We start from the raw sequence: 18,477 nt of genomic DNA on the forward strand, positions 1-18,477 counted from the left end.
CAACATCGGTACCCCGGGCGACGCGGCGCCCCCCACCGCCGCGGCGGCCTCGACGGCCTCGACGGCAGGCGGTGACGCGCCGATGCCGCTCGAGCGACTCGGGGCTCCCGCTGCGGCGGTCACCGCCGGTGCCGCGGGTGCCGGTCCCGGCCCGCTGCCGCTCGACCAGCTCGGCGCGACCGGTGGCGGAGCAGCCGCGGCCTCCGGTGAGCCGCCTCCTCCGCTGCCGCTGGAGCAGTTGGCGCCCGGCGCCGGTGCCGCCGGCGCGTCCGCCGCAGGCCCTCCTCCCGAACCGTTGGAGCAGCTGCCGAGCTCCCGCACCGGCGCGCCGGCGCCGGCACCGCTCGACGATCTGCCCGCGCCGCCCGCCGGCCCGTCCGGCAAGTCCTGAGCAGCGACGATCCTGCGCGACACCCACCGGGGAGGAACCATGTCACAGCCACTCGTGTCATCGCCGGGACCGTCCTGCGCCATGCCGCTGGACCCGAGGCTGCTCGACCGGGTGATCGCGTCGAAGCGCGCGCTGTACGCCGGGGAGCAGCTTCCCGACCGGCCGAGCGACGCCCTGCTGGACCCGGAGAGCCTGGTGAAGATCCTGGCCCGCCCGGCGGGGACGCGCCCGGACACACTGTCCGCACCCGGGGCCAACCTCGGTCCGGTGCTCGGTTCCCGGAAGGTTCTCGTGCTGCTCGTCGACTTCCCCGACGCGCAGGCCACGCAGGACCAGCAGCGCTACCGGGACCTGCTCTTCTCGTTGGGCACCTACGCCACCGGCAGCATGCGCGACTTCTACCAGGGGGCCTCCTACGGTCAGCTGGACGTCGACGGCACGGTCAACGGCTCGGGCGGCGCGGTCGCCGGGTGGTACCGCGCCCCGCAGCCCAAGAGCTACTACACAGGCGGGAACTTCGGCTTCGGCAGTCACCCGCAGAACGCCCAAGGACTCGTCGAGGACGTGCTCGATCTCGCTGCCGCGGACGTCGACTTCTCCGGTTACGACAAGGATGGCGACGGCGTCGTCGAGGCACTGGTGCTGGTGTGCGCCGGCAGCGGCGCCGAGCAGACGGGCAACACGAACGACCTGTGGTCGCACAAGTGGGGCATCCAGCCGCAGGTGCGCAACGGCGTCACGATCTCGACGTACTTCATGGCACCCGAGGACGGCCGGGTCGGCGTCATGGCGCACGAGCTGGGCCACCTGCTGCTGGGCTGGCCCGACCTCTACGACACCGACTACTCCTCCGCCGGCACCGGCAGGTGGGACCTGATGGCGGCCGGGAGCTGGAACGGCGCCGGCGACCGGCCGGCCCATCCGACGGCCTGGTGCAAGCTCAAGGCGGGCTGGGTGACGCCGGTGACCGTGTTCGGCGGCACCCAGGAGATCACCCTGGAGCCGTACGGGGCGAACGCCCAGGTCGTGAAGCTCCCCGTCGGCAGCGCGACGGCGCAGGAGTACTTCCTGCTGTCGAACCGCCGGCAGGACGGCTTCGACGACCAGATCCCCGCGAGCGGGATGCTTATCGAGCACTGCGACGACTCCCGCTCCAACAACACCGACGAGTCGCACTACCTGGTGGATGTCGAGCAGTGCGACGGGCGCCGCGACCTCAACCTCAACGCGAACCGGGGCGACGCCGACGACGTCTTCCCCAGCTCGACCAACACCACCTTCGATCCCGGCTCCACCCCGAGCAGCCGCTCCTACGCGGGATCGGACTCCGGGGTGGCGGTCACGGACATCACCCGGACCGGGAACGACGTCAGCGCGCGGGTGAGCAACTCCGCGACGACCGCTGGTCCACAGTGGCTCTACAACCAGCGGATCAGGGCGACCTACGCCCATCACACCGAGCAGTTCGCCTGGGTCGACGTCGAGGGGATCGGGTGGCGACGGCTGAAGGACGGCGCCGCGGACGGGGTCGGCAACCTGTTCGACATGTGCAACGAAGCGGTCGCCCACGGCCGGCCCATGCACGTCAGCGTCGACGGGGAGTGGCTCTACACCGCCTACCTCATCTGATGGATCGCCCCGGTGCGACGGCTCCGGCGACCCGGTTGCCGCGCTCCCGGCGCGCTACCGTCGAGCGGTGACTTCGGGCCCACCGGGCGGGGTACCGGCCGCACCCAACCTCGCCCGCATCACCGGTACGTGCGTGCAGGCCGCCCGGTCGGCGGACTCCCCCCGCAAGTGGCTGCTCCGCCTGCTGGTGGATTCGGTGACCGTCGAGCACGGAGGCCAGTTCGTCCGTCCCGGCGACGAGGTGGACGCCTTCGCGTTCGACCCCGCCGGCCGGCCGGCCCCCGGGGCCGTGCTGCGAGCGGAGGCCGAGTTCGTCGGGGGTGCGGCCGGCGGCACCTTCCAGCTGCACCGGGTGGAGCTGTCCGAGCCGTAGCGGCCGCCGCGCGCCGGGGCAGGTCCTCACATGCCGTGGGCGGGAGCCGCTCCCGCCGCGCGCAGCGCGCACCGCTGCGAAACCGGCACGTCCGATCCCCCACCGGCCGGTTGCACACCGGTGCCGACGCGCAGCAGCCGGTGCTCCGTCGGCCTCCCCGCGGTGCCGAACCCGGCCTTCTCCATGCCGCTCCGCAAGCTCCGCAGCACGCGGCCACGCGTCGGCCCGATGCTGCCCAGCGGTATCCCCGTCGCCCGGGACATCTCGGTGTACCGCGGTTCGGGGGCGTAGAACAGCTCGTGGACGAGCAGCCGACGGCGCCCGGTCAAGCCGGCGACCGCCGCGTTGACCGCGCGGTGGACCTCCTCCTCCAGCACGACCGCCTCCGGCTCGGGGGCAGCGGCCACGACGTCCGGCATCCCGGCGTCGGCCGGCAGCTCCCGGCGCGCGTGCCGCAGGATCGCCAGGCACTCGCGGGCGGCGGTGGTCTTCAGCCAGCCGCCGAACCGCTCCGGGTCGCGGACCGTGCCGACCCGCTCCACGGCTCGCAGCCACGTGCTCTGCACCGCGTCCGCGGCGTCCGCCTCCTGCAGCCGGTACGCGGCCACCACGGTGCGCACCAGCCCCTCGTAGCGCGCGACGAGCTCCGCCCACGCCCGGGGATCCCCGCCACCGGCCGCCCGCACGAGCGCACCGGCGGTCATCGTCTCGTGGTGCTCGACCGAGGCCGACGGGGCGGAGGTCGGGGCAGGCGCGACGGTGGTCATGGGGACTCCCTCGGGAGGCGAGCGGGAAGCGCCCGGTCACCCTGGCCCCCAGGGCTTGCACCGACCTTGCAACGCCTACGGCTGTGGGTGCTCGGCGTCCGGCGGTGCGCTCAGCGCGGCCATGGCCCGCTTGCGCCAGAGCTTGGCGAGGTCGAGGTCACCGACGGCGGTGTACACCGCGGCGGCGTCCGCCGCGATCCGTCCCCGCTCCGCGTCGTTGTCGCTCGCCCGGGCCGTCGCGACGTCGAGGACCTCCTCCAGGAGGACGCGCGCCCGACCGGGATGGCCCGCCACCGCCAGTGCGACGGCCCACCGGCGGGCGGCGAGCATCGTGCTGGCGTGCGTCGGCCCGAGTGCCGATCGGAAGATCGCGTGGGCCCTGGCCTGTGCCGTGACCGCCTCGGCAGGCCGTGCGGTGTCGAGGAGGGCGAGCCCGAGGTTGGTCAGCGTCATGGCGACCCGGGAGTCGTCCACCCCCAGCACGCGCTCGAGGAGGCGCAGGCCGCGCGTGTGCGCCTCCACCGCCTCCTGGGCCCTGCCCTGCAGGCGGAGGGCGTACCCGAGCTTGTCCCACGCCTGCGCGGTGTCGGGATGGGCGGCGCCGCACACGCGCGTGAACGCCTCGATCGCCGTGCGCTGGTGGGCGACCGCCTCGTCGAGGTGGCCCCTGTCCTGCTCGACCAGGCCCAGGCCCGCGGTGGCATGGGCCCAGTCGCGACCGTCCCGGTGGCCCTGCCGTTCGAGCAACGCCCGGCCCGCCCGCAGGGTCTCGTCCGCTCGCGCGAGCCGGCCGGCGCTCCACAGGGTGTACCCGAGATCCACCAGCACGGCGGCCGCGAGATCGGCCCGCCCCGCGTCCTGCAGCGTCGCCAGCGCGCGCTCGTGGGCGGCGATGGCACCGCCGACGTCGTCGGCGCAGTTGAGCACGTGCCCGAGCCGGTTGTGGGCGTGCGCGCGGACGACGTCGCTCGGCACGGGCACGCGGTCGAGGATCTCGACGGCCCGCCGGTGCAGCTCGAGCGCCCTGCCGAGCCGGCCTGCCGCGTCGAGCACCTCCCCCAGCTGGCAGGTCAGGGCTCCCTCGAGCACCGGGTCGGCATCCCCGCCCTGGACCCGGGCCAGGCGCAGCGCGGCCGCCAGGACCTGTTCCGCCGCCGGGTAGAGCGCGCGTCCCGCGAACCGGCGGGCCACCGCGGCCAACGACCCGACGAGACCGTCCGGCACGACGCCGATCGCCTCGCTGTGGGCCGCGAGCAGGACCAGGTGGGCCGCGCCGCGCGGCGCGTCGGCCACGCAGAGGTCGGCGGCCTGCTCCAGCAAGGTGCGGCGCTGCTCGGGCGACAGCCGGGCCCGGACGACGTCCTGCACCAGCCGGTGCACCCGGAGGACGTTCCCCTTGCGGTCCACGAGGGACAGGCGCAGCAGTTCCGCGAGCGCGTCCTGCAGATCCAGCTCGTCGTCGGCGAGCGGCGCCAGCGTCCCGAGCTCGATCGCGTCGGGCGAGAGGAAGGCCATCGTCTCGAGGACGGCCGCTGCCCGCGGCGATCGACGCCACAGCCGGTCGAACGCGAGGCCCCACGTCGTGGTCACGGTGGGGCCACCGGCGGCGTCCCGCAGCAGCAGGCTCGCCCGGCGCTCCCGGAAGAGCCGGACGTAGTCCGGGACGGACATCCCGGTCTGCTCGATGTAGGCGCACGCCTGCTCGAGCGCGAGGGGGAGGTCCCCCAGCAGGTCGGCGAGGGCGTCGGCCGCCTCCGCGTCGGGGTCGCCGCTGCGCTCGGTCACGTACATCACCGACTCCGGCCGGGCGAGCGGCGGCACCGCGATCGGCCGGGCCAGTCGCCGCCACGCCGGGTTCCGCGAGGTGATGATGACGTCGCCGTGCAGCGCGGTCGGCAGGAACGGCTCGATCCAGCCGGGCTCGTCGACGTTGTCGAACACGAGGATCCATCCGGGCGTCCGGTCCAGCTCGACCCACAGGGCGGCCCTCGTCTCCTCCTCCCGCTTGTGGTGGGTGATCCCCATGGCCACGGCCAGGTCGTCGAGGCTGTGTGCGGTGCCCGTCGGATCCTCGGCGGCGATCCACCACGCGACCCGCCCCTCGCGGCGACGGCGGTAGGCCAGCTCGAGGGCGAGCTCGGTCTTGCCCGCCCCGGCGAGACCGGTCAGCGCGACGGCCCGGGGCCGGTGGACGTCGTCGTCCAGCGCCCGGCCGACCGCCGAGAGATGCGCCCGGCGGCCGACGAAGGACCGGTTGCGCGGCGGCAGGTTCCACGGCGGCGCGGGCCCGGTGGTCGTCACCGACACCGGCGGCTGCTGCGCCAGCACCGCCGCGTGCACGCGGCGCAGCGGGCCTCCGGGGTCGACGCCGAGCTGCTCGCGGAGCGACCGGCGGCAGCGCTCGAACGCGGCCAGCGCGTCCGCCTGGCGGCCCGCGGCGTACAGCGCGGTGACGAGACGGATGGCGAGCGGCTCCCGCAGCGGATCGCGCGCGGCCAGCTCCTCGAGCAGCGCGACGTCCTCGCCGCCGCGGCCCTGCCGGGTGTGGGCGTCGGCCAGCGCCTCGGCCGCGATCAGCCTGAGCTCCTCGAGGCGCGCGACCTCGGCGGCGAGGAAGGGCGCGTCCCCCAGGTTCCCGTACGCCCGTGGCCCCCGCCACCGGCCGAGCGCGGTCTCGAGCGCGGTCGCTGCGTCCGTCTCCCTCCCCCGGGCGAGTGCCCGCCTCCCCCGGTCCACCTCCTCGACGAACGCCTCGGCGTCGACGGCGACGACGCGGCGGTCCAGGACGTAGCCACCGCGCCGCCGGGGGATGGCGTCCTCGCCGAGCAGCCGCCGGAGCCGGGAGACGTAGGCGTGGACCGACGCGACGGTCGAGCCGACCCCTCGCTCACCCCAGACGTCGTACACGATCTCCTCGGCCGAGACCGCGCGGGGGCCGGCGGCGAGCACCCGCGCGAGCACTGCGCGCTGGCGTGGGCCGCCCAGCGGCACGTCCCGCCCGTCCGCGAGCACGTCGAGCACACCCAGCACGCGCACCACGACCCCGGCCCGCTCCCCGGCCGCGCTCCCGGTCCGGTCCGTGGGCGCCCGGGTGACGGTCATGGCGCCTTCCACGCACCGGTGGGCTGCCGGGCACCCACAGCGTGTCCACGATCCTTCGACGACAACGCTGCCTCCTCCCCGCACACGCGGTCCGCACGAGCCGACTATTCTTAGCAACTCGACACTCGCGCGTCGAGAAGAAACGCCCGGGAATTGATCGACGGGTGACCGCACTGGTCCTTGCAGCCGAGCGGGTTCCCCCCGAAAGGGGATTGCGCGACCGAATATCCCGCGGTCGCCCCGGAAAGAGGATCACCAACGGGGTGGCCGCAGTCCGGGGTAACAACGTGCCCGGCGGGCACGACCTCAGGGGCGACCCGCAGCACCGTGCACGGTTTCGCGAGCACGACGCCGCGGCCCAGGAACACTCTGACCCCGGACAGCGATCACTCAGGGGCTGACATGGCCGGCGCCGGATACACCGCATGGCACTACGCTCCGGACGCCTTTCCGCGCCTCGTTGCGCGCGCGAACGGCAACCTGGACGTTCATCTGCTCGTCGGTACCTGGTCGGACCGGAATCCGCGACCGATGGAAACGATCACCGTGGCGTGGAAGGTCGTGTCCCGGCCCGGCGGCGTGACAATCCTCCCGCCCACCGACCTGACTCCGATCGACGCGGCGTTCCGAGCCCGGCTCGAGGAAATCGACGGCGAGCCCGTGACCGGGCCGAAACCACTCGCGATCGGCCCGTACCGCCTTTCGTTGTCCCGCTTGGGCCGCGGCAACCGCTACCACGAGGCCGTCATCCGCGACGTCGAGCCCATGACCGAGATCCTCTACCGGGTCACCGCGGCCCCCGCCGGTCTCGACCCGGTCGTGCTCGGCCCGTTCTCGCTGCTCGTGGCCGCGCCGCAGTTCACGGCCAAGCACATGATTGGCGGCCGCAGCGGCGACCTCGTCGATCCGGCCCCGGCATGGATCGGGCACGTGCGGCGGGACGACGGCGTCACCCACGTCCGGATCGACCTGGACGACATCCCGGCGGAGGGTCCCATCCGGTTGCGGCTGCGCGTCGGCGGCAGGTGGTACGACGTCGATCCGGGTGCGGTGCACACGAACCCGCGCCACCGCGTGCCGTTCGTCGACTGGCACGCCGACACGGTGACGCTGTCGGCGCCCGACCCGGAGGGCTCCCCCGTCGTGGTCGACGCGGGTGGCCGCATGGTCACCGAGGCCGAAGGGGGTGGCCGGGGCCGCACCCGGCTGCTCATCGCGCACTTCTGCATCCAGGCGATCAACGACCTCCTCGAGGTCCCGTTCAGCGGCGGCGCGGCGCCGGATGGCTACGCCCCACCGCGCACGTACATGCAGGTCACCATGCGCGACGAGAAGGGGCGGTATTCGAGCCGCCCGGCCACGAGGGACGTGCATCCCGGGGGGTACCTGGACGGGTTCACGATGCACCGCCGGTTCGGGGTGAAATACCACCTGGCCGTCAACGCGGGTGTCCTCGTCCTGGTCGCGCACGACTGCCCCGCCGAGCTCGACACGATGCAGCAGGACGTCAAGGCCGGGCTGATGCATCCCGCCACCGCCGGGTACGGATCGCACCGGATCCCGTACTACTCCGCCGAGGCCAACATCCGCGACGTGACGGCCTGCGCGGAGGTGATCAGGACCTATCTCGGCCAGGACCTGGCGCCGGATGTCTTCTACCCCGACCAAAGGCTCTACCGGCAGCGCGCGGAGACCGTCGCCACGCTGCGGTCCCCCCACGTCGGCTACGTCGTGCTCGACTCCGCGACCGGGTACTACGACAACGTCGCGTCGGTCGTCCCGCGACCGGACGCGGCGAAGACCGATCTCGGCCCGACCATGCTGTGGACCGACGAGGTGAGCCGCGTATCCGTCCTCTTCATCGACACCACGCTGAAGGACCAATCGTTCGCGGGGGATCCGGGGAACCCGCACGAGGCCTACCGTTTCGGCAAGCCCTCCCTCGCGGTGCGCCGCCGCTTCCTGCGAATGGCCCTCGACCCACGGTTGCGCGAGCGGAACCTGCTCGTCTACGGCGACGACTTCGAGAAGGCGTGCAACAACGGCTGGTTCGAGCCCGTCCCGCAGATGCGGGAGAAGTGGTGCGCTTTCCTGGAATGGGTCTCGGCGCACCGCACCTGGCTGCACGTCGTGACGGCGGACGACCTGGACCCGGACGTCGACTCCGTCGGGGAAATCGACATCATCGAGTCGATCGACGCGGCACTGGACCCCGGCGGGATCCGCACCACGGACCTGTACGGCAACGCCTTCCATTTCGACTCCTGGCAGCAGGCGTGGCGCGCGACGCCCGCGGAGTGGATCGGCGGCACCCTCGGCGAGATCACCGACATCGTCGAGAACGCGCTGCGCGGCTGGCCCGCGGGAGCCCGCAACCAGCTCTACGAGACGGCGTGGCTCGCGTTCCTGATGTACCAGCACGAGAACGCCTGGAACATGCAGGCCCTCGAACACGACGACCCCAACCTGAAACCGATCGGCGACCCGGAGGAGTTCACCGTCGTCGAAGGCCTGCAGGTGCGCAACGTCCTCGTCTGGCTCAAGGCGTCGCTGTGGGCCGAGTGGGCCCGCGACACCGACTCGGAGCGGACCTGGGTGGACGACGGGCCGGTGCTCGACGCGATCCGCGCCCTGCCCGACGAGGTCGGCGCGGACCCGGCGGCCCGGGACGTCGTGCGCGACCCGCGGCGCTGGGACGCCGACCCCCTGGAGACGGTGGTCCTCTACAACCGGCAAGCCCTGGTCGTGGTCGACCGGAACGGAGGCCGCGTCACCCATGCGTTCGTCCTGCGTGACGGCATCCCGCGGACGGTCAGCGGAACCTTCAAGAGCCACCAGTACCGCGACCGGGGCGGGGTGGAGTGCGACGGCCCGGTCGTGCAGAACACGGTGTGGACACCGAACCACCGCTACATCGGCACCGACGTGGCCCTGCTGGGGCAGCGCCCGGTCCTGTGGCCCCAGCACCGCCCGGTCCGGATCGGGGTCTCGGGACACAGCGAGGTGGAGCGCGTCTTCCCCGACAACTTCAACGCCTACGACTGCGTCGTCGACGGCGCCTCCGCCGGGGTGACCTGTACGTACGCGAGTGGCGAGCCCACGCAGAGCCCGCTCGCGGCCGGCCGGCTCCGCGAGATGCTCGTCGAGGACGGGCGGGCGCGACGTGCGGGGACGGGTGGGGGAACCACCTGGCACGAACCGACCACGTTCCGCAAGACCTTCACGCTGTCCGGCACCACCCTGGGCGTCGCGTACTCCGGGGTGCAGGTGGGCCACCTGGTCGACAACGAGCTGTGCGTCGACCTGTTCGCCGGTGCCCACGAGGGGAAGCTCCTGGAGCGCAGGGTCGATCCGGTGCAGCGCACGGTCACGGTCGCGATGCCCGAGCGCGGCGCGGCCGCCGTCCGCGCGGTCGCCGGCTGTGAGCTCACCGCGACGAGCCTGCTCGCCCGGGTCGACGAGGCACCGACGCCCGAGAGCGCGGCCGAGTTCCTGGAACTGCACCGGGTCCTGACGGAGGCCGTCCAGGTGCGCGCCACCGCAGGCGACCTCCGGTACGAGATCGACCTGGATGCGCCGTGAGCGTCGCCTGACCAAGGCCACGAAGCACACCGCGTCGTGTCCGTGCACATCGCCCGACGTATGCACGGACACCCCACGGTGTGCACGGCGGGTGTCAGGTCACGCGTCGTGCCGTCAGTAGGTCGTAGAGCTCCGCTTGCTCGTCGGGTGTCGGGGCGGGGTCGGCCGCAGGTCCGCTTGGTTCCTCCCCTCGACCGCGGATCCCGGCCTGCTGGAGCCCGGACACCCGCGCGAGCACCCTGGCGGTGATCCCCGGGCCGTTGCGCTGCGGCCCCGCCAGGTCGGCGTACTTCTCCGGATCGCGCAGGAAGGCCAGTGCGGTGCCGCTGAGCAGGGTCCGGACGTCCGCGGTACGTGGGGTGCTGTTCTGCAGCAGCTCGCCCGCCGCGGTCGCGGCGTGCTCCGCGTTGGTCCGGAAGTCGATCACCGCGCACAAGGGGCTCCCGCCGAGCTCCGGGTAGGGCCCGGCGAGCAGCGCGGCCACGACGTCCGTCGCGGCCCGGTCGTCCGGAACCGCCCGGACCTCCCGCGCCCAACGGTCCGCCAGCTCGTCGGCGGCGCCGGCGCACCCGCCGGCCCGCAACGCGGCCAGCACGACCGCCAGCCGCAGGTCGACGGGCGGGTAGTCCCCGTCCCCGTTGCCGATCTGGCCGCTCACCAGCAGGAAGTCGCCGAGCACGCCGGCGAACCCGGGCCCGCCGCAGAGCACCCCGTACACGTCGGCGAACACCTCGCCCGCCCACCGGGCCCAGGCCGCGTCGCCGCCGGTCGCGGCCGCGACGAGCCCGGCGACCCTCGCGCCGAGGCCGCAGTCGTCCTCCACGTGGTGTCCGACCTCGTGCCCGAGCACCAGCATCTCCGGGAGATGGTGCAGCGCCGACCAGGGCACACCGACGACGGGGACGGGGAGCGCCTGGGCGACCAGGCGGGAGGCGTCGCTCACCAGACCGGAGACGTCTGCGGCGTACGAGCTCCCCCGCGGGATGCTGTACGGCCCGGCGTCCGCGGTCAGGCAGACCAGCGGCGGCTGCCGAACGGCCTCGATCCCGACGGTTCCGGCGGCGACGGCCATCCGCTGCGCGGGTGCGTAGCAGGCCCACGCGAACTCGTCCGCCGCGACGAGGAACGGCCGGAACTCGGCGTTGCGGCGAGTGATCAGCGGGGCCCGGAAGAAGCCCCAGATCCGGTGCAGGTCGAGGATGTGCTCCTCGACCACCTGCCAGGTCGCCGTGAGGTCGGGCGCGTCGACGTCGGTCCGGATGCGGCTCACCAGGCCGCGGAGGTCGGCGGTGATCCGGCGCACCTGCGTGTGGTGCTTCTCCTCGGGCCCCCCTGCGGCGCTGTCGGCCAGCCACCGATCCAGCTCGGCCTGCATCCCGCCGAGCTTGGCGCGCAGCTCGGCCCGCTTGCGCCTCGGCCAGGCGTTCCCAGGACCGGAACTCACAGCGCCTCCGGGAGCAGGACGTAGGTCGGGACGGCGGTCACGAGCGCCGCGGGGAGGTCGGTGTCCGCGGCGACCCCGTCGTGCAGGGCACGCAGGACGTCCGCCGGCCGGTACCGGCTCGCCAGCAGCGTCGGCACGGCGGGCCGCTGCGGGTCCGGCTCGTCGAGCAGGCCGGCGGCCAGCACCGCGTCGATGTCCCCGAGCGCGACCAGCCGATGGGCGAACTCGTTGCGGAGCAGCAGCGCGCGGACCGCCTCCGGCCGGCTCGGTGGCGTGTCGGTGTCGAGCACCACCAGTGGTGCTGCGGTGGCGCTGCTCGTCGACCGGGCCATCTCGTTGATCGCCGTGACGTGCAGGCCGACGGGGTCGACCGGGCCGCCGAAGTCCAGCATGACCGCGCCGCCGGACCGCCGCACCGACGCGCCGAGGTGCAGCACGTCGGGCCGGAACGACCGGATCTCCCCGACGAGGTGCATCGCGAGGTCGGCCGCGCCGACCTCGCGGTGCAGCACCTGAGCGCCCAGGGCGGCGTACTGCCGTGCGGCGTCGGCGACGCCCCGGTACTCCGAGCCCCGGCGTTGCGCGATCTGGCCTTCCGCCGAGGGTTGCAGGACCACCACCCGCAACGGGCGGGTGGCCGCGTGGCGCAGCTCGGCGGCGAGCTCCGACCAGGTGTTCGCGCCCGCGACCCCGTCGGCGACGCCGGTGCGGCTCTGGAAGGCGCGCAGCGCGGCGGCGGTGGCCGGTCCGACGATCCCGTCGACGTCGAGCGGCGGGGTCGCGCCCACGCGGTTCAGCGCGCGCTGCAGGTGGCGCACCTGGCGCGCGACCGGGCCGCGGACCTGCCGGTGGACCAGCCGTACGGCCGGGTGCCGCAGCAGCGGCACGCCCGACACCGGGTCGCGGACGAGCTCCCACGGCAGGATCGCCGCAACGGGTGCGAGGTCGAGGCGGAGCTCCGCGCTGCCGGAGCCGGGCCCGCCCAACCCCCAGCCACCCGGCCCCCGGTCGCCCAGCAGCCACTGCCCGGCCGTCGCGGCCCAGCCGCCCGGGTCGGCGTCGAGCCGGGCCACGACCTTCTGCAGCGCGTCGCGCGCCGGCCACGGGAGCCCCAGCGCCGGTGCGGGCACCGTGACCGTCGGAGCGGTCTCCTGTCCGGGCCACGTCCAGCCGACCTCGACATCGCCGCGCGGCCCGGCCGGCTCCCGGAGCCGGAGCTCGGCGAAGTCCTGCCGCACCGCGCGGGCCTGTCCGGCCGCGATGTCCGCGCCGATCCGCTGCATCGTCGCCGCGTGCGCCGGCTCGTCCCCGAGCGCGGCATAGGCGGCCGCCGCCTGGGCCCGGATGTGCCGGGCCTCGCGCCCGTCCCCGCCTGCGGCCGCGAGGTCCCCCTTCAGCTCCAGCGCTCGCGCCTGCCAGCCGTTGCGCCGGGTGGACCGGCCCAGATGCAGCACGGCCTCGTCGCACAGCCCGACCGCCGACGGGAGGTCGCCGGCCGCGAAGGCGTTGCCCGCGAGCAGCAGGGCGGCGGCTCCGCGTATCGAGGCCTCCCGCGGCAGCTCGACGCCCGACGGCAGCTCGCCCCCGGCACGCAGCCCGGCCAGCACCGCCGACGGGGAGTCGGCGAGCACTCGCATGGCGGCACCGGCGTCCGCCGCGGCGGCGCGGTGCTCGCCGAGCACGTGGAGCAGACCCGCCCGCAGGAGCCGCTGGACGGCGCCGTCCTGCGGCCCGGCGTCGCCGTCGGGCTCCAGGAGCGCGACGATGTCGGGGGGCGCACCGTCGGCCACACCGCCGGGGACCCCGCCGAGCGTCCGCGACGCGTGAGCGAGCCGCCACAGCATCGCCGACCGCGCGCCGGCGGGCCGGACCTGCGTCAGCGCACCGGCCAGCAGCGGCACCGCGCGCTCCTCCGGCCCGGCGATCAGCGCGCTGACCGCGATCTCGATCATCTGCCGGGTCAGTGGTCCCGGACGCGCCGAGAGCTCGGGCATCCGGTCGAGGAGGTCGCGCGCCGCGTCCTCCCCTCCGAGCCGGCTGCGCAGCTCGGCCTGCAGGAGGTCGATCTGCAGCCGGGCGGCGGGGTCCCCGGAGGCGATCTCCCTGGCCTCCGTGAGCCGCTCCGCCGCCTCGCCGAGATCGCCCACCTCGTGCAGCAGCAGCTGTGCGGCGGCGAGGCTGTAGCGCGTGGCGGCTCGCCGGTCGCGGTGGTGGCGGGCCTGCCCGTGGGCGGCGACCAGGTCGTCGACCGCGGGGCCGAACGCCAACAGCTGCCCGTGGGCCAGGCCGCGGCACGCGAGCAGGGCTGCGGCCAGCTCGGCGCCCGCCGGCCCGGACACCGCATCCAGGCCCTGCGAGCACGTCGCGACGGCGTCGGCCGCGCGTTTCGCGACGAGCTGCGCACGGGCCGTCGTGAGCAGCCCCCGGGCGTCGGCGCAGGGCAGGTCGTCGAGCACCCGCAGCGCCTCGTACGGCCGTGCAGCGCGGGTGAGCGCGGCGGCGTGGGCGATCAGCACTGCCGCCCGGTCGCGGTCGCCCACCGCCGCGGCGCGGGCCCGTTCCACCCAGGTCAGGGCGACCGTGACGTCGCCGCGTTCGAGCTCGAGGTCGGCGGCCGACAGCACGATCGGGACCACCCCGTCGCCCCCGTCACCTGCGCGCCTGGCGAGCTGGTAGGCCTGTTCGTAGTGGACCTCGGGCCCGCCCACCTGCCGCAGCGCGTCGCCGAGGACGTGCGCCCATCGGGCCCGCTGCGCGTGGGTCATCGGCCGGTCCCGCACGGCGTCGAGCAACGTGTGCGCCCGCGCCGCGTCCCGGCGCGCGTCCACGAGGATCCGCGCGGCGACCACCGCGTGCCGCACGTCCTGCAGCGCCACGTCGCGTCGGGTCTCGCCGAGCCGGCGGGCAGTGCGCAGCTCCCGCTCGGCGCTGCTCCACAGCTCGTCGCCGGGGCCGGCGCCGTCAGCCAGTGCCCTGGCGACCAGCGCGTCGGCCAGCTCGATCCGCGCGTCCGCGACGGTCTGCCAGGACAGCAGGGGCACCGACCGCGCCTGTGACGGGTCGGAGCGGAACCACCGGGGCCCGTCGTCGTCAAGGTACTCGGTACCCAGGACCTCCCCCGCGACCTCGGCGACCGTGATCGGGCCGTGGGACCGCCAGGCCTCGGCGACCGCCGCCCCCCAGAACGCCTCCGCGGCCGGCCCCTCGGCCTGGAACCGGTGGTAGACCGCCTCGCGGATCGCCGCCGACCATTCGTGCGGCTGTTCGCGCGCGCGGCGTTCGAAGAAGGCCGCGGCGTCGGCGTGCAGGAGCCGGAACACCGGGTGCGGGCGCAGCAGCTCCCGGAGCGGTTCGAGCACCGCCTCGTGGAAGCTCACGGCATCAGGCCCGTCCGGCGACACCCACGACGAGGTGTTCGCGTAGCGGCACAGCTCGTCCCACAGCGCCCGCCACGCGGCGGGCGACTCCGGGACCGGGACGTCGGTCGGCCAGATCCGGATGCTGCGGTCGACCGGGCGCTGGTCGCGCTCCGGGTGGTCGTGCGGGGAGGTCCCGGCCATGGAGTCGGCCAGCTGCGGGGCGACCACCCCGGTGAGGAAGTCGAACGACAGACGCCGTGGGACCACGCCGTAGCGCAGCAGCCAGCGCACACCGGGTTCGGCGATCCGCTCCACGATCCGCTCGATCACGTACATGAGCCGGGGCTGCTCGAACGCGGTGATCTCGGCGGCCGTGGTCGCCGGGGCGAGGCCGAGGAAGTCGGCGAACAGCGCGAGGGTGAACGGCACCCCCTCGCTCTGCGCGACGATCGCGTCCACGACGTCCGGCCGGTGCAGGCCGCGCACGGTGGTCAGGTACCTGCCGGCCTCGGCCGGGGCGAAGGGCCCGAGGTTCAGCGGCTCGGCGTGCGGGTGTCTGCGCGCGAAGGGGCCCAGCCTGCCCTGCAGGTCGTAGCGCCCGCTGAGCACGAGCCGCAGACCGGGCACCGCGTCGAGGAGGTCGGAGAGCACCTCCAGGAGCGCGCCGGGATCGCCCGCGGGGCGAAGCAGCGCCTCTTCCAGCGTGTCGAGCACGACGACGACCGGTGTCCCGGTCGCCACCGCCGCGAGGCTCGAGACGAACCGGGCGAGCACCTCCGCTCCGTCGACCGCGCCCGGATGCAGGGTCGAGACGGCTTTGCGGGTGTGCCGCTGCAGCATCGGAAGGAACACGCCGTCGCTGGCCAGCAGGTCGGCGAAGTATCCGCCGGGCACCTGTTGGTCGAGCTGGCTCGCGATCTCGAGCAGGACCAGCCACGGGTAGCGCATCGCCTTGACCGGCTCGATCCGGTCGAAGTCGACGAGCGCGCACGGGACGCGCAGCGGCTCCGGCACGCAGTGCCGCGCGACGAACCAGCGCATCTGCATGGTCTTGCCCATCCCGCCGCGCGCCTGGAGCAGCAGGACGCGGGGACCCTCGTCGTCGAGCAGCCGGCGCAGGGCCACCTCCGCCGGCGGGCGAGGCAGGTACCGGGCGGACTGGCACCACTCGGCCTCCCACATCGCGCGCGCCTCGAAGTAGGCCAGCCGGTCGCCCCGCAGGGCGGCCAGCCCGGGACCGGGCGTCGGCCGGTCGGTGGCGACCAGCGCGTCCAGGATCTTCTGGTACCCGGCGATGTCCAGGACGGCGTCGGCCTCGCGGCCCAGCGCGCGCACCAGCTCGGCCGCCTCGTCCTCGTCGACGAGGCGCAGCGCGTGCAGCGCCTCCACGTCCTCACCGCGGGCGCGGAGGTGGGCGGCGAGGCCGCGGGCGAACTCCACCAACGCGGGCGGCACCGGGGTGGTCAGCGGTTGCGCCCCGGCGTCGAGCCACCAGGCGTCCAGCGCGGCCGCCCGCATGTCCTCGACCATCCGGTGGCCGGGGTACCCGTTCTCGACGTACTCCCGGTCGAGCAGCTGGTGCAGCTCGGGCCCGCCGTCGGCGCGCAGCACGGCGTCGTAGGTCGAGGCGTCGAAGACGCGCGGGACGGCGCAGCGCAGCAAGGTCGCCCGTGCCGGCGGGCTGAGCCGCGAGAGGGTGATCGACGCGAGGCTCTCGCCCGCGTCGAGACGGCGCGCGAGGTCGAGCCCGGACGCGTTCACAGCAGCTCCCCGATCTTGATGAAGCCCTCGATCCGCTTGATCACCTCGGGTCGCCACGTCGGCTCCTTCAGCTTGCTGCCGACCTCCTCGGTACGGGCCTTCCACTCCGCGGTGAACTCGTCACCCGACCGCGCGCAGTACTCCCGGACGAGGCGGACCAGGTCGCCGCGGTCGAACGCCTCCACCGCGACGGTGACGGCCTGCGCGGCCAGCTCGTCGGGCAGCAGGTCGGGCACCTTCGCGGTGCCGTCCAGGAGGATCAGCCGGACGTTCGACGGGTTCCCGGCGACGATCGGCCGGAGCAGGTGCTCGGCGACGTAGGGCAGGTGCCGGTCCACGACGGCCGAGAGCCGGTGGATCGCGAGGGTGAGCTCGCCCGCGCCGGCGATCTCGGCGAGCATGGTGCGGAAGGCGCCGAACGCCGCCGCGACGAGCTTGTCGAACCGCTCGTCCGACGGCGGGCTGAACTTGCGGCCGTCGTCGCCGCGGTAGCCGCCGGGCCCGGGCAGCTCGGGCAGGTGGCCGTCGAGCAGGTAGGCCATGGCGTGGTCGAACCGGCGGCGCGGCTCCAGCACCGCCGGGCCGAGCCGCGCCGACAGCTCGTCGCGGATGCGGCGCAGCGCGTCCTCGAAGTTCAGCGGCTGGTCACCGAGGGCGGCCAGCGCGACCTGGCGTCCCCGCAGGTGGCAGGTCAGCAGGGCGGACCGGGCGACGGAACTCTTGCCGACCTTCCGGCCCCCGTGGATGACGACGAGGCGGTTGCGGTCGGGGCCGGGGCGCTCCGGGTCGACCGCGTCCCAGAGCTGCCGACGGCAGCCCGAGTGGTTCACCAGCCTGCTGACCGGGCCGAAGGAGAGGCTCGCGTCCGGGTAGCCGGGGGGCAGCTGCACCGGCGGGACGACGCGCAGCAGTGCCCCGGGGTCGGCGCGCACCGTCAGCGTCGGCAGTGCCCACTCGCGCGGGTCGGTGGCGGCGTTGCGCAGCGCGACCCGGCCGCTCGCCACCGCGACGTCGACGGTGTCGCCCTCGGCCAACGCCCGGTAGAACCGCGCGACGAAGCGAGCGGCGGCGGCCGAGCGCACGTCGCCCTGCATCGAGACCACCGCCGCGCTGCCGTGCTCGAGGAACGAGCCGGCCAGGCTGCGCGCGAGCTGCTGGTCGCCGGTGCTCGCGCTGCGACACGCGTTGAGCACGACCAGCCGCGGGGGGTGGGCCCTGACCTCGTTGGCCACGTGCATCGTGCGCAGCAGCCAGCCCTCGCCGGTCTTCCCGGCGAGCATCTGCAGCGCCGCGCCGTGCGGCGGCGCAGGCTCCGGGACGCCGTGCGCGATGACGTGCAGCACGTGCGGCCGCAGTCCGGCGTAGGTCGCGAAGAGCACCTCGTCCGACGGCGCCCGCAGCAGCTCGACGTGCCACTGCCCGGGCAGCCGGGCGAGCGCGCCGTACAGCGCGTCGAGCTCGTCGTCGGCGGCCAGCGCCGCGTTGTCCGGGTCGGACACCACGGCCAGCACCCGCACCGGCAGCGTGATCGGCTCCGGGGCCAGCCACGGGGTGCGGACGCGCACGCTCGGGTTGGTGCGGTCCTGGAACGGCAGCACCTCGTTCGGGTAGCGGAGCAGCTCCCACGGCATCGCCGCGAGCGCGGGCGGCTCGATGTGCAGCATCGTCCGGACCGGTGAGCGGGTGTCGCGCTGCACGGCCCACGGCGCCGCCGCGCCCGCCGCGTCGAGCAGGTCGTGCAGGTACCTGCCGACGGCATCCACCGGCACGGCCGAGTCGGTGACGCTCAGCATCGCCTCCTGGACGGCCTGCTCCGCGGGCCGCCCGCACAGGGACGGGAGTGCGGCCGGGATGGTCCCGACCGGCGTCGCCGACCCGCCTGCGCAGCGGTCGACGCACACCCGCACCGGGTGCCCGGCCACATCGGCGGCGCCGATGTGGATGTAGTGCGTCCGCATCGACGGGCCCACCGCTGCGGACCCGTTCGCGGACCCCGGTGTCCGGTCGTGCGGTCCGGTCACGTCACACCTCCCCGGTCCGGGCAGCTCCCCCACCGAGGAGCGCCGTGT

The 18,477-nt window shown here is 74.6% G+C and carries 8 protein-coding genes and 1 pseudogene; 4 read left to right on the forward strand and 5 right to left on the reverse strand.

Annotation, left to right across the window (positions count from 1 at the left end):
- The 3 genes and pseudogenes from KME75_RS10500 to KME75_RS10510 all read left to right on the forward strand — a co-directional run.
- Positions 1-391: pseudogene (locus KME75_RS10500) on the forward strand (hypothetical protein); the annotation flags it as partial.
- An 81-nt stretch (positions 392-472) separates the two neighbouring features.
- Positions 473-2,020 carry a M6 family metalloprotease domain-containing protein gene (locus KME75_RS10505; RefSeq protein ID WP_219414405.1) on the forward strand — a complete coding sequence of 516 codons (1,548 nt, stop codon included), beginning with the start codon at positions 473-475 and terminating at the stop codon, positions 2,018-2,020.
- 67 nt (positions 2,021-2,087) lie between these two features.
- Entirely contained in the window at positions 2,088-2,393 is a 306-nt protein-coding gene (locus KME75_RS10510) for a hypothetical protein (protein WP_219414406.1), read from the forward strand.
- A 26-nt stretch (positions 2,394-2,419) separates the two neighbouring features.
- On the opposite strand, the gene KME75_RS10515 is transcribed toward KME75_RS10510, so the two are convergent.
- The gene (locus KME75_RS10515; protein ID WP_219414407.1) at positions 2,420-3,160 is read right to left on the reverse strand and encodes an RNA polymerase sigma factor; all 741 of its coding nucleotides are present in this window, start codon (positions 3,158-3,160) and stop codon (positions 2,420-2,422) included.
- 75 nt (positions 3,161-3,235) lie between these two features.
- Positions 3,236-6,262: an AfsR/SARP family transcriptional regulator gene (locus tag KME75_RS10520; protein ID WP_219414408.1), complete on the reverse strand. Its 3,027-nt coding sequence runs from the start codon at positions 6,260-6,262 to the stop codon at positions 3,236-3,238.
- A gap of 531 nt (positions 6,263-6,793) precedes the next feature.
- On the opposite strand from KME75_RS10520, the gene KME75_RS10525 reads away from it, so the two are divergent.
- Complete coding sequence (locus tag KME75_RS10525; protein ID WP_219414409.1) at positions 6,794-9,844, forward strand: hypothetical protein; 3,051 nt, start codon at positions 6,794-6,796, stop codon at positions 9,842-9,844.
- Between the two features lie 94 nt (positions 9,845-9,938).
- Here the strand turns inward: KME75_RS10525 and KME75_RS10530 are convergent, their stop codons facing one another.
- Genes KME75_RS10530 through KME75_RS10540 form a run of 3 tightly spaced genes read right to left on the reverse strand, consistent with a single transcriptional unit; the run spans position 9,939 to position 18,429 of the window.
- Positions 9,939-11,288 (reverse strand): hypothetical protein, encoded by a 1,350-nt coding sequence (locus KME75_RS10530; protein WP_219414410.1) that lies wholly within the window; start codon positions 11,286-11,288, stop codon positions 9,939-9,941.
- Complete coding sequence (locus KME75_RS45785) at positions 11,285-16,408, reverse strand: peptidoglycan-binding protein (RefSeq protein WP_219414411.1); 5,124 nt, start codon at positions 16,406-16,408, stop codon at positions 11,285-11,287. The genes KME75_RS10530 and KME75_RS45785 overlap by 4 nt, the downstream gene beginning before the upstream one ends.
- Entirely contained in the window at positions 16,405-18,429 is a 2,025-nt protein-coding gene (locus KME75_RS10540) for a CHAT domain-containing protein (protein ID WP_219414412.1), read from the reverse strand. The genes KME75_RS45785 and KME75_RS10540 overlap by 4 nt, the downstream gene beginning before the upstream one ends.
- Positions 18,430-18,477 lie beyond the last annotated feature (48 nt).

The sequence above is a fragment of the Pseudonocardia nigra genome, assembly GCF_019396355.1.
GTDB lineage: Bacteria > Actinomycetota > Actinomycetes > Mycobacteriales > Pseudonocardiaceae > Pseudonocardia > Pseudonocardia nigra.

Excerpts from the sequence above, each read along its gene's own strand:
- KME75_RS10505 (WP_219414405.1), top strand. The coding sequence starts at position 473 with ATGCCGCTGGACCCGAGGCTGCTCGACCGGGTGATCGCGTCGAAGCGC.
- KME75_RS10515 (WP_219414407.1), bottom strand. The coding sequence starts at position 3,160 with ATGACCACCGTCGCGCCTGCCCCGACCTCCGCCCCGTCGGCCTCGGTC.
- KME75_RS10520 (WP_219414408.1), bottom strand. The coding sequence starts at position 6,262 with ATGACCGTCACCCGGGCGCCCACGGACCGGACCGGGAGCGCGGCCGGG.
- KME75_RS10525 (WP_219414409.1), top strand. The coding sequence starts at position 6,794 with ATGGAAACGATCACCGTGGCGTGGAAGGTCGTGTCCCGGCCCGGCGGC.